Annotated in this window: 14 protein-coding genes; 4 read left to right on the forward strand and 10 right to left on the reverse strand. The window is 40.2% G+C overall.

Annotated features, from left to right (window positions below):
- The first annotated feature begins 135 nt into the window (after positions 1-135).
- Positions 136-777, forward strand: a complete 642-nt coding sequence (plsY, locus tag HMPREF2766_RS02540; RefSeq protein WP_008277663.1) for a glycerol-3-phosphate 1-O-acyltransferase PlsY — start codon at positions 136-138, stop codon at positions 775-777.
- 34 nt (positions 778-811) lie between these two features.
- Here plsY and HMPREF2766_RS02545 read toward each other — a convergent pair whose 3' ends face one another.
- The 9 genes from HMPREF2766_RS02545 to HMPREF2766_RS02585 form a co-directional block, all read right to left on the reverse strand.
- Positions 812-1,768, reverse strand: coding sequence for an ABC transporter permease (locus tag HMPREF2766_RS02545; RefSeq protein ID WP_000029131.1), 957 nt, complete (start codon positions 1,766-1,768; stop codon positions 812-814).
- A 2-nt stretch (positions 1,769-1,770) separates the two neighbouring features.
- Complete coding sequence (locus tag HMPREF2766_RS02550; protein WP_000038681.1) at positions 1,771-2,829, reverse strand: ABC transporter permease; 1,059 nt, start codon at positions 2,827-2,829, stop codon at positions 1,771-1,773.
- Positions 2,822-4,357, reverse strand: coding sequence for an ABC transporter ATP-binding protein (locus HMPREF2766_RS02555; RefSeq protein WP_000929838.1), 1,536 nt, complete (start codon positions 4,355-4,357; stop codon positions 2,822-2,824). Before HMPREF2766_RS02555 ends, HMPREF2766_RS02550 begins: the two co-directional genes overlap by 8 nt.
- Positions 4,358-4,493: 136 nt before the next feature.
- A complete protein-coding gene (locus HMPREF2766_RS02560) occupies positions 4,494-5,549 on the reverse strand; it encodes a BMP family lipoprotein (protein WP_001036150.1) in 1,056 nt (351 codons plus the stop codon).
- Positions 5,550-5,638: 89 nt separating this feature from the next.
- Positions 5,639-6,028 (reverse strand): cytidine deaminase, encoded by a 390-nt coding sequence (locus tag HMPREF2766_RS02565; protein WP_000246113.1) that lies wholly within the window; start codon positions 6,026-6,028, stop codon positions 5,639-5,641.
- The gene (gene deoC / locus HMPREF2766_RS02570) at positions 6,015-6,677 is read right to left on the reverse strand and encodes a deoxyribose-phosphate aldolase (RefSeq protein WP_000773693.1); all 663 of its coding nucleotides are present in this window, start codon (positions 6,675-6,677) and stop codon (positions 6,015-6,017) included. Before deoC ends, HMPREF2766_RS02565 begins: the two co-directional genes overlap by 14 nt.
- Positions 6,678-6,696: 19 nt before the next feature.
- Positions 6,697-7,974, reverse strand: coding sequence for a pyrimidine-nucleoside phosphorylase (locus HMPREF2766_RS02575; RefSeq protein ID WP_001202940.1), 1,278 nt, complete (start codon positions 7,972-7,974; stop codon positions 6,697-6,699).
- The gene (locus HMPREF2766_RS02580) at positions 7,971-8,561 is read right to left on the reverse strand and encodes a class I SAM-dependent methyltransferase (protein WP_080978836.1); all 591 of its coding nucleotides are present in this window, start codon (positions 8,559-8,561) and stop codon (positions 7,971-7,973) included. The genes HMPREF2766_RS02575 and HMPREF2766_RS02580 overlap by 4 nt, the downstream gene beginning before the upstream one ends.
- 201 nt (positions 8,562-8,762) lie before the next feature.
- The gene (locus HMPREF2766_RS02585) at positions 8,763-9,167 is read right to left on the reverse strand and encodes a hypothetical protein (protein ID WP_070567564.1); all 405 of its coding nucleotides are present in this window, start codon (positions 9,165-9,167) and stop codon (positions 8,763-8,765) included.
- Between the two features lie 201 nt (positions 9,168-9,368).
- Here HMPREF2766_RS02585 and coaA point away from each other — a divergent pair, with 201 nt between their 5' ends.
- From coaA to HMPREF2766_RS02600, 3 genes are all read left to right on the forward strand, one after another.
- On the forward strand, positions 9,369-10,289 hold the full coding sequence (gene coaA, locus HMPREF2766_RS02590) for a type I pantothenate kinase (protein WP_061420797.1): 921 nt from the start codon (positions 9,369-9,371) through the stop codon (positions 10,287-10,289).
- 67 nt (positions 10,290-10,356) lie between these two features.
- Positions 10,357-10,593, forward strand: a complete 237-nt coding sequence (gene rpsT / locus HMPREF2766_RS02595; RefSeq protein WP_001274000.1) for a 30S ribosomal protein S20 — start codon at positions 10,357-10,359, stop codon at positions 10,591-10,593.
- Between the two features lie 52 nt (positions 10,594-10,645).
- Entirely contained in the window at positions 10,646-11,179 is a 534-nt protein-coding gene (locus tag HMPREF2766_RS02600) for a DNA topology modulation protein (RefSeq protein WP_070567566.1), read from the forward strand.
- Positions 11,180-11,357: 178 nt separating this feature from the next.
- Here the strand turns inward: HMPREF2766_RS02600 and HMPREF2766_RS02605 are convergent, their stop codons facing one another.
- Positions 11,358-12,608 carry a DUF6287 domain-containing protein gene (locus HMPREF2766_RS02605; RefSeq protein WP_070567568.1) on the reverse strand — a complete coding sequence of 417 codons (1,251 nt, stop codon included), beginning with the start codon at positions 12,606-12,608 and terminating at the stop codon, positions 11,358-11,360.
- Between the last annotated feature and the right edge of the window lie 49 nt (positions 12,609-12,657).

Genomic DNA, 12,657 nt, shown 5'->3' on the forward strand with positions numbered 1-12,657 from the left:
AAGGAACCTCCTATTTGTTCATCTTTTCTATTTTACAGGTTTTCTAGGGATTTTGCAAAACTTTTCCCATTCAGCTGTCACAATTTCACAGGATATTCTCTGACTTTCCACAGCATTTCATGGTATAATAGGTCTATGATGACATTTGTATTATTAATTCTAGCTTATTTGCTTGGTTCGATTCCGTCTGGTCTCTGGATTGGACAAGTTTTCTTTCAAACAAATCTGCGTGAACACGGTTCTGGAAACACCGGAACGACCAATACTTTCCGTATTTTGGGTAAGAAAGCAGGGATGGCAACCTTTGTGATTGACTTCTTTAAAGGGACCTTGGCCACTCTACTTCCTATTTTTTTCCACCAACAAGGTGTATCACCACTTGTCTTTGGACTTTTAGCCGTGATTGGACATACCTTTCCTATCTTTGCAGGGTTTAAAGGGGGCAAGGCTGTCGCAACCAGTGCTGGAGTGATTTTCGGATTTGCGCCTGTTTTCTGTCTCTATCTAGCAATCGTATTCTTTGGAAGCCTCTATCTAGGTAGTATGATTTCACTGTCTAGCGTTACTGCTTCTATTGCAGCCGTTATTGGAGTTCTCCTATTTCCACTATTTGGATTTATCCTGAACAGCTATGACCCTCTCTTCATTTTGATTATCCTAGCACTTGCTAGCTTGATTATCATTCGTCACAAAGATAATATCACACGTATCAAAAATAAAACTGAAAATCTCGTCCCTTGGGGACTAAACTTGACACATCAAAATCCTAAAAAATAAAACGCCAGTTTGAAACTGGCGTTTTTTTGTATGCTTATTTTGACTTGATGTAGTTGATACCATCTGCCTTAGGCGCAACTGCTTTTCCAAAGAAGGCTGCCAAGACAAGAATGGTCAAGACATAAGGGGCGATTTGAAGGTAAACCGCTGGCACTCCTTGTAGGAAAGGTAATTGAGAACCGATAACTGCCAAACTTTGTGAAAGTCCAAAGAAAAGACTAGAAAGCATAGCACCAATTGGGTTCCATTTACCAAAGATCATTGCAGCAAGGGCGATAAATCCAGGACCGACAATAGTTGTCACTGAGAAGTTAACTGAAATGGATTGAGCATAAATCGCTCCCCCAATTCCCCCTAGGAAACCTGAAATAATAACCCCAAGATATCGCATCTTGTAGACATTGATCCCCAAGGTATCCGCTGCCTGAGGGTGTTCACCAACAGAGCGAAGTCGAAGACCAAAACGGGTCTTAAAGAGAATAAACCATGCAAGGAAAGAGAAGGCAATCGCGATATAACCTAGCAAACTTGTTGACTTGAAGAAGATATCTCCAATCACAGGGATATCAGCCAAAACTGGGAAATCAAAACGTCCAAAAGTCTGGCTTAAGTTATCCGTTTGTCCTTTGTTATAAAGAACTTTAACCAAGAAAACCGCTAGGGCAGGAGCCATCAAGTTCAATACTGTACCACTGACAACATGGTCCGCACGGAAATGAACTGTAGCGACTGCATGGATGAGGGAGAAAATAGCTCCCACGATACCAGCAACTAACAAGGAAATCCAAGGAGTCGCTGCTCCAAGTTGTTCTGCAAACTCAAGGTTAAAGACAACCCCAGAAAAGGCTCCCATAACCATAATTCCTTCAAGACCTACGTTAACGACACCACCACGTTCAGAGAAAACTCCCCCGATACTCGTAAAAATAAGTGGTGCTGAGTAAATCAGCATAGAAGAGACCAAGAGGGTGAGTAATGTTGTAATAGACATCCTTACTTACCTCCTTTAACTTGTTTTTTAGGTTTGACAAAGCGTTCAATAATGTAGTGAACGCTGACAAAGAAGATAATAGACGCTGTTACAATGCTGACAAGCTCAGACGGAACTTGCGCTGCGTTCATACCCGGTGCTCCTACTTGCAAAACTCCAAATAAGAAGGCCGCAAAGAGAATTCCAATTGGTGAATTTCCAGCAAGCAAACTAACTGCCATCCCGTTAAATCCGATAGCCAATGACGAACCTTGAACGTAAACGTTTTGGAAAGTTCCAAGACCTTCTACCGCTCCACCAAGACCAGCCAAAGCACCAGAGATAATCATTGATAGAATGATTGTACGTTTTGCTGAAATACCAGCGTACTCTGAAGCATGGGGATTGAGACCAACTGCGCGAATTTCAAAACCGAGAGTCGTTTTCTTGAGCAAGAACCAAATCACAGCTACAGCAATGATGGCAAAGAAGATTCCAATATTCATACGAGAATTTCCAGTCAACTCTGATAACCATGGTGTCTGGTAAGTAGCATTGGCACTAACACGAATCGTTGAGTCTGTACTTTGCATAATATCTTTCGGAAAGGCATGAATAAAGGCATTTCCCACATACAATACAATGTAGTTCATCATGATGGTCACGATAACCTCTGACGTACCGAGATAAGCTCTGAGGATACCTGGAATCGCACCAACAATTCCACCTGCGATCAAAGCAATGATCACTGTCAATGGAATCAAAACGAGACGAGGCATATCTGGATTTGACAAGGCAAACCAACCACTGAGAATCCAGCCTGCAAGTGCCTGACCAGGAAGTCCGACGTTAAAGAAACCTGCTCGACTGGCAACAGCGAAACCAAGACCTATCAAGACAAGAGGACCCATGGCACGGAAAATTTCTCCAATTCCACGGAGGCTACCAAAAGCTGTATAGAACAACTCCTCATAACCCCAGATAGCATCATATCCGAAGATCCACATGACAATGGCTCCGAGCAAGATTCCTAAGAATACGGAAATCAAGGGAACCGAAATTTGTTGTAATTTTTTAGACATCACTCTTCTCCTTTCCCAAGTTTCCACCTGCCATCAAGACACCAAGTTCTTGTTTGTTAGTTGTTTCTGGCGATACAATACCTTGAATCTTACCATCGTGAATAACAGCAATTCGGTCTGAGACATTTAAAATCTCATCCAATTCAAAGCTGACAACAAGGACAGCCTTCCCGTTATCACGTTCTTCAATCAAACGTTTGTGGATATATTCAATGGCACCGACATCCAAACCACGAGTTGGCTGGCTGACGATAAGGAGATCAGGATCTCGATCAATCTCACGAGCGATAATCGCTTTTTGTTGATTTCCTCCTGAAAGAGCTGCCGCTGGAACAAATTCGCTTGCCGCACGGACGTCAAATTCTTCCATCAATTTCTTGGCATGTGAAGTGATATTGGCATAGTTCAAGATGCCATTTTTGCTGAGTGGTTCTTTGTAGTAGGTTTGAAGAGCGATATTTTCTGAAATCATCATCTCCAAAATCAAGCCATCACGGTGACGATCTTCAGGAACGTGCCCCACGCTTAGTTCTGTAATTTGTCGAGGATGCATCCCCACGATTGATTTGCCTTTTAATTCAACGCTACCTGACTCAACCTTACGAAGACCAGTAATGGCTTGAATGAGTTCAGATTGACCATTGCCATCAATACCTGCAATACCGACAATTTCACCAGCACGAACATCCAAGGAGAGATTTTTTACTGCTGGTACACCGCGGTTTTCATTGACAACCAAGTCTTTGATAGACAAGACCACTTCTTTGGGTTGCGGTGCTTGTTTTTCCGTTTTAAAGGAGACTGAGCGTCCAACCATCATTTCTGCCAAGTCCGCATTTGTTGCGCCTGCAATTTCGACTGTCTGGATTGATTTCCCACGACGGATAACCGTCACTCGATTCGATACCGCACGAATCTCATCCAGTTTATGGGTAATCAAAATGATAGACTTCCCTTCTTTGACAAGGTTTTTCATGATTGCCATCAACTCATCAATCTCTGAAGGAGTCAATACGGCTGTAGGTTCGTCAAAGATAAGGATATCAGCACCACGATAGAGTGTTTTCAAGATTTCTACACGTTGTTGGGCACCAACGGAAATATCCGCCACCTTAGCAGCAGGATCTACTGCCAAACCATAACGTTCAGAAAGAGCCTTGATTTCTTTAGTAGCACCAGCTATATCTAGAACACCATTTTTAGTGACTTCACTTCCTAAAATGATATTCTCAGCTACTGTAAAAGCCTCAACCAACATGAAATGTTGGTGAACCATCCCAATTCCAAGACCAGCGGCTTTAGATGGTGAGTCTAGTTTTACAACCTGACCATTCACCACAATTTCACCACTCGTTGGTTCAAGAAGTCCTGCCAGCATATTCATCAGAGTGGATTTACCCGCTCCATTTTCTCCTAAAAGTGCATGGATTTCACCTTTTCGCAGTTGCAAGTTGATTTTGTCGTTTGCTACAAATTCACCAAACACCTTGGTAATATCCCGCATCTCAATGACATTTTCGTGTGCCATATGCTCTTCCTTTCAGAGGTTTATTTTATTTCAATAAAACCTGCTAATCACATTAACAAGCTCTATTGAGACAAAAGTTGCCTCAATTCTTAAAGAAGCGACCAATGGCCGCTTCCTAAGAAATGACTTTTATCCATTATTTTTCAGGAACTTTTACGCTTCCGTCAAGGATTTTAGCTTTTGCATCTTCAACAGCTTTTTTACCTTCTTCTGAAAGGTTTGTTACTGCTAGCTCAACCCCTTTATCTTTCAATGAGTAAACAATCACTTGTCCACCAGGGAATTCACCTTTTTCTGTTTTGTTGGCAATATCTTTTACAGTTGTACCAACTTGTTTCAATGTAGATACAAGAACAAAGTTAGATTCTTTACCATCTTTAGAAGTGTATTTACCTTCTGCTGCTTGGTCACGGTCTACACCGATAACCCAAACTTTTTCGTTTTCATTTTTGTTTTCGTTCAATGATTTTGCTTCAGCAAAGACACCAGCACCTGTACCACCAGCTGCTTGGTAGACAACGTCTGCACCGGCAGCATATTGAGCTGCTGCAATTGTTTTACCTTTGGCAGCATCACCAAATGAACCAGCGTAGTCAACTTGGACTTTGATAGATGGGTCGACTGACTCAACACCAGCTTTGAATCCAGCTGCAAAACGTGAAATAACTTCAGATTCGATACCACCTACAAAACCAACTTGTTTTGTTTTCGTAGTTTTCGCTGCTGCAACACCAGCAAGGTAAGCTGCTTCGTTATCCGCAAATCTTACGCTCGCAACATTCTTTTGACCTTCAATCACATCATCAATCAAGACATAGTTTAGGTCAGAGTGGTCTTTTGCTGCTTCCTCAACTGCATTGTGAAGGGCAAAACCAACACCGAAGATCAGGTTGTAACTTCCAGCCGCTTGTTGCAAGTTGTTAGCATAGTCTGCTTCGCTTGTTGATTGGAAGTAAGTGTAACCTTTATCTTTAGAAAGATTGTGTTCTTTACCCCAGTCTTGCAAACCTTCCCAAGCTGATTGGTTAAATGATTTATCATCAACACCACCAGTATCTGTTACGATTGCTGCTTTGGTCTTCATTTCTGATGAAGATGAAGCTGCGTTACGAGAAGAGCGGTTACCACATGCAGCAAGTCCAACTGCTGCTACTGCAACTAGACCAAGGCCTAGCCATTGTTTCTTGTTCATTACTGAACCTCCTAAATAAGATGTGCAACGATGTTGCAAGTATGGATTGGTTGGCCACAAGGACCGCATCACTCAGAGAGTGACTCAGACTAGTTTAAGTCTGTAAATGAGTATGGAAGTAACTCCCCGACCGTCATCTCGACCGTCGATTTATCTTTAGCGACTAAAGTCACTTTTAGATCTTGTTCAAAAAATTCAACCATGACCTGGCGGCAAGCACCACATGGCGAGATGGGTTTTTCAGTTTGTCCGTAGACAATCAATTCTGAAAACTCCCGTTGCCCCTCCGAAACTGCTTTAAAAATAGCAGTACGTTCTCCACAATTAGTCAAGGGATAACTAGCATTCTCGATGTTCACACCCGTATAAACACTACCATCCTTGGCTACTAAAACAGCACCTATGGGAAAATGAGAATAGGGGACATAGGCTTGTTTGCTGGTTTCAATTGCTAGTTCAATTAACTCAGTAGTCGCCATCTGCCAATTCTCCTTTTAAAATCGCTACACCAGCAGATGTTCCGATACGGGTAGCGCCTGCTTCCACAAAAGCGACAGCATCTGCATATGAACGAGCTCCACCAGCTGCCTTAACTCCCATATCTGGCCCGACTGTTTCACGCATCAACTGAACATCCTCAATAGTGGCACCACCAGTTGAAAATCCAGTTGATGTTTTGACAAAGTCAGCGCCTGCTTTCTGGGATAATTGGCAAGCCACAACCTTTTCATCGTCTGTCAACAAGCAAGCTTCAATAATGACCTTAACCAACTTGTCACCACTTGCTTCTACGACAGCACGGATGTCCGATTCAACCAAATCCAGATTGCCTGATTTGAGGGCACCAACATTGATAACCATATCAATCTCATCCGCACCGTTTTGGACAGCTTCTTTTGTTTCAAAAGCTTTCACAGCTGAAGTTGCTGCTCCCAAAGGAAAACCTACTACTGTACAAACTTTTACATCTGAGCCTTCGAGCCCTGTTTTCGCATGTTTCACCCATGTGGGATTGACACAAACGCAGGCAAAGTCATACTCACGCGCTTCAGATAGCAAACGATCAATTTGTTCTTGACTTGCATCTTGCTTTAAAAGCGTATGATCAATATATTTATTTAACTTCATATTCGGATTCTCCCTGGTTTTATGAGATAATTTCTATAATTTCTCGTAAACTTTGCACTCCATCATTTATTTTAACATATTTTTGAAATTCTGTAACTAGTTCAGAAGAAATTTTTCCATTTGTATAAACTTTTGCAACAATTTCCCCTTTTTGAACGGAGTCTCCAACCTTCTTCTCAAAAACAATCCCTGTTTCATAGTCCAAGTCATCAGACTTGACTGCACGACCAGCTCCTAGTCTCATGGCATAGAGGCCAAATTCCATTGCAGGAAGAGCTGAAATAACACCCGTATCTTGAGCTGGAATTTCCACCACATGGGCAACTTTGACGGGGCGATAGAGATCTTCTAAATCACCGCCTTGTGCTGCTACCATTTCTTCAAACTTAGCCAGTGCTTGGCCATTTTCCAGGTGTTGACGGATTTCCTCAATCGTTTTTTCAACATCAGCCAAGCCAAGCATAATCTGAGCTAGCTCGCAGATAAAGTGACTAATATCTTCTCGGCCATTTCCTTGGAGAATCTCGATTGCCTCAAGGATTTCGAGACGATTGCCAATGGCTCTTCCCAAGGGTTGGCTCATATCGGTAATGACTGCTACCGTCTTTCGACCAACTGCCTTACCAAGATCCACCATGGTTTGAGCCAATTCGCGCGCCTCATCAACCGTCTTCATGAAGGCACCCTCACCGACCGTTACGTCTAGCAAAATGGCATCCGCTCCTGCAGCAATTTTCTTGCTCATCACCGAACTCGCAATCAAAGGAATCGTGTCTACAGTTGCTGTCACATCTCGGAGGGCATAGAGAAGTTTGTCTGCTTTAACCAGCTGATCTGACTGCCCAATGACAGATACACCAATGTCCTGTACCTGACGAATGAAATCTTCTTGACTTCGTTCGACTTGATAGCCCTTAATGGACTCCAATTTATCAATCGTCCCACCAGTATGGCCAAGACCACGACCACTCATTTTAGCAACGGGCACTCCGAAACTTGCAACAAGGGGAGCCAAAATCAAGGTCACCTTATCACCTACACCACCAGTCGAATGCTTGTCAACCTTAACCCCCTCAATAGCTGACAAATCAAACTCCTGACCTGTCTTGACCATATTCATCGTCAGGTCAGAAATCTCACGTGTGGTCATTCCTTTAAAATAAACAGCCATAGCAAAAGCAGACATCTGATAGTCTGGAACAGTTCCAGCCACATAGCCTTCTACCAGCCATTTGATTTCATTTGAAGTCAGTTCTTGACCATCTCGTTTCTTTTGGATTAAATCAACTGCTCTCATTCTTTCACACTTCTAAGGATATAGTATCCCTTATCTTTCTTTACGATTTCACAATTTCCAAAAACGTCTTCCATCTTATTTCTAGCACTTGGAGCTCCTTGTTTTTTCTGAATGACGATGGTTAAATCTCCTCCGTCTTTCAAGAAATCTCTGCTCTTTTCGATAATCTCATGAACAACTTGCTTGCCCGCTCGAATCGGCGGATTGGAAATAACATGGTCAAACTTTCCTTCAACATGTTCATAGATATTGGATTGGAAAATCGTTGCTTCTACTTTATTACGCTCAGCATTTTGACGCGCTAAGTCTAGAGCGCGATTATTGATATCGACCATGGTTACCTGAGCTCCATAAGCCTTGGCTAACGACAAACCCAATGGCCCATAACCACAACCTACATCAAGGACCGTCTCTCCTTCATTTACCTCTAGACACTTGAGCAAGAGCTGACTCCCAAAGTCAACCATTTTCTTGCTAAAAACACCCGCATCCGTCAAAAAGGTCATGTTTTTTCCCAACAACTCCACTCTCAACTCATGAATGTCGTGTGCAGCATCAGGATTTTCTGCATAATACATTTTACTCATAAAACTATTTTACCATAATTTAGCTTGAATTGTAAATCGTTTACAAAGTGATGATCAAATGAAAAAGACTGAAGAATCCTAGTCAAAAAACCTTTTCTTCAATCTCTTTCAATTATTAGAAATACATTACAATCTATCGGGAACTACAAATTATCATAGTCAGGAAAAACAGATCGCCTGTAATCAAGCGCATTTTTATTACTATTTCTTAACCTTAAAATACTTTATTATCAACAAGATTCCCAATATGATGTTTAGATAAAAACCCAACTGATAAGTTTGTGTCAAGATTTCCAAACTTGTCCAAAGTCGTATCAAATCTTCTAGTGACATACGGAATAGATATCCTTCTGTAGCAATCCACAAAATCAAAAATAGATAACTACCAGCAGCAAGCCATTTCGTCCACTGCTTTTTTACTAGCCAAGCAATCAAGAGCGAACAGATAAAGACAACTGTTACAATAGCATGTTCCATCAAAAAAGTAAAACCGTAATAGATTTCCACAAAGCGTCTACCATTATCCGCATTGACTCCTTTTATAAAAGGTAAGGCAAAACTTAAAATAAAACAGAGTTCCAATATATAACGTTTTAAGATTTTCATGACACACCTCCTATAAGTTGTGAACCAAAAAGCCCACTTTCAATAACTGATAAGTCTTCAGAAACCATTCCCTATCTCATTATTAAATTATTCAACCTCCATCTACCTCTATTATACGATATTGACTTACTACCATCAAGAAACCGCTTTATCTTTTTAGCTTTTTATGGTATGATAAACAAAATATCTAGGGGAAAACAAATGACCAACGAATTTTTACATTTTGAAAAAATCAGTCGCCAGACTTGGCAATCATTGCATCGCAAAACAACCCCTCCCTTGACAGAGGAAGAGTTAGAATCCATCAAGAGTTTCAATGACCAGATTAGTCTACAGGACGTAACAGATGTCTATCTTCCCCTAGTTCATCTTATCCATATTTACAAGCGCACCAAGGATGATTTGGCCTTTTCAAAAGGAATTTTTCTCCAACGCGAAAGTAAATCTCAGCCTTTTATCATTGGGGTTTCTGGTAGTGTTGCTGTGGGAAAATCAACTACTAGTCGCTTACTTCAGATTCTTTTATCACGTACTCTCCCGGATGCTACTGTAGAATTGGTGACAACTGACGGTTTTCTCTATCCCAATCAAACCTTGATGGACCAAGATATCTTAAATCGCAAAGGTTTTCCTGAAAGTTATGATATGGAAACCTTGCTGAATTTTCTTGACCGCCTAAAGAATGGGCAAGATGTCGATATTCCTGTCTATTCTCATGAAGTGTATGACATCGTTCCTGGAGAGAAACAACGTGTCAAAGCTGCTGATTTTGTCATTGTCGAAGGCATCAATGTCTTTCAAAACCCTCAAAATGAGCGCCTTTACATTACTGATTTCTTTGATTTCTCCATCTATGTGGATGCTGCTGTCGAGGACATTGAAAGCTGGTATCTGGATCGTTTCTTAAAGCTGCTCAGCTTTGCCCAAAATGATTCCAACAGCTACTACCACCGTTTTACTCAAATGCCAATTGGAGAAGTTGAAGCCTTTGCTCACCAGGTTTGGACCAGCATTAATCTCACAAATCTACAAAACTATATCGAACCAACAAGGAATCGCGCCGAGGTCATTCTCCACAAGACTAAAAACCATGAAATCGATGAAATTTACCTAAAAAAATAATTTCCCCTTGTCAAAACCTAAGTTTTCATATATAATGGTATAGTTAGTAAATATGGAGGTAAGAACATTGGCAAACATTAAATCAGCTATCAAACGCGCTGAATTGAACGTTAAACAAAACGAAAAAAACTCAGCTCAAAAATCAGCTATGCGTACTGCTATCAAAGCTTTCGAAGCAAACCCTTCTGAAGAACTTTTCCGTGCTGCTAGCTCAGCTATCGACAAAGCAGAAACTAAAGGTTTGATTCATAAAAACAAAGCAAGCCGCGATAAAGCTCGTCTTTCAGCTAAACTTGCTAAATAAGAAACAGTCCATAGAGGCTGTTTTTTTGTCCTCTAATCAGAAAAGGTAGAAAATGAAAATCGCAATCATAGGATATTCTGGAGCTGGCAAGTCAACTCTAGCTGAAAAGTTGTCAAACTACTACTCCATCCCCAAACTGCATATGGATACACTTCAATTTCAACCTGGTTGGCAAGACAGTGACCGCGAATGGATGTTGACCGAGATGAAAAACTTTCTCACAAAGCACGAAGCTTGGGTCATCGACGGCAACTACTCTTGGTGTTGCTATGAAGAAAGAATGCTGGAAGCTGACCAAATCATCTTTCTCAACTTTTCCCCATGGACTTGTCTCTTTCGAGCCTTTAAACGGTATCTCACATACCGAGGTAAAGTCAGAGAAAGTATGGCAGCAGGCTGTCCTGAACGCTTTGACTGGGACTTTGTCAGATGGATTCTCTGGGATGGGCGGACAAAGAATGCTAAAGAACGCTATCAACGGGTTCAAGAAACCTACCCTGAGAAAGTAATTGTCCTCAAGTCGCAAAAGGAGATGGACCACTTCTTAGAAAATCTCATAAATAACAAGAAAAACCAACGTGCCTAACGTTGGTTTTTTGCTATTAGCCAATCACACTTCCGTTTGGTACAGCTGGATCAACTGTGAGAAGGGTTAATTGTCCATCATGTTCAGCTGAGAGGGGTACATCAGAATAAGTATTTCATAAAACTATTAAACTCGAAAAAAAGCCCAAATGCTATCTGATTACTGAACATTTCACCTACTAATGAGAAACACTTGCCTCTACTCTATAATAATAAAAATCTTCATCATAATTTCCAGCTGATTGAGTAATAATTAATCGCGGCCGTGAGCTATCTGATTGATCACCCATTGGATTTTTAAAACCTATTTTAAACAATCCAATAGCAGCACTCGTATGACCACTTTGTAAACTAACATATGGAACACTGCTCTTCTTAGATGAATCTTTTATTACTTCAATACTATTTCCATCCCCAGTTGTTCCATCAGAATTAATTATCAATTCCTTACCGCGACCATTCCTCCATTTTCCAACAAGTGTTGAAATATCTCCATTTTCAATCGCTTCAATATCTAAGTCTACTTCTGAAATTGTATTTTTTTGGTATATTTCCCACCAACCCACTTTATATGGTCTAAGATAACTTTTTCCATAAAGAATTCTATTTTCTTGAATTTTCTCATTATCTGGTCCAGTTTCATTAGCAGGAATAAATGTTAGCACTAATTCTTGCCCAATAATTGCATTTTTATTATCCCCTACAAAATAGACTTCATAATAACCATTATTTTTCTTCGGTTTTTTACTTTTATCTAGCTTGAATTGAGCATGTGTAGAACCACTCCAAAACAGCCAATTTCCCTCTTGTTTGGATATTTTGGGGAAGACTGAAGTTTTATCTTCAAAATAATCTTCAGGACTGTACCCATACAAAGTGAAGTTTGATTCCGCTATTGCTTTTTCTAAATAGTCATTAGAATATGTCCCTTCAAAAGCGCTTAAATCTCCTTGAAGAATATTATCCTTACTATTTTTAAAATAATCAGTCCTACTAGCAAATACCATTTCATGATTCTTATTTCCGTCTGATAAGGTAATTACCGTTAAAATGTTAGATGAATCATCTACATTATTAACTAAAATAGAGATTTTAAAATCCTTATTTCCATCTGATTTATTAAATTCTGTAACAGAAGACCTATTGTTGCCATCTTTCTTCCAATCCGTAGAAAAGTCTCCAAATACATTACCTTCGTCTGTATTATATGAGATTCTCCAATTTTGATTATTTTTAGCAACAGTAGCTTTCTCACCTGTAGAAGAAATATAATCACCTGAAATATCCTCAAAATCTGATTTTATGACTTCAGTAGTAGTTGATTGCACTTCTTGATGTTTACTTTCTTTACGATTTATAAATAAAGAAAACAAAAGAAAAATAGCAAGTAGTAAAACAACTCCTAAATAAAGAATAGCATTTTTCTTCATTCCCAATCTCCAAAATATTATTTATTTTAGTAAAAAAACAGTTTTTCTA

It is taken from the genome of Streptococcus sp. HMSC076C08 (genome assembly GCF_001810825.1).
In the GTDB taxonomy this organism is placed as follows: Bacteria; Bacillota; Bacilli; order Lactobacillales; family Streptococcaceae; genus Streptococcus.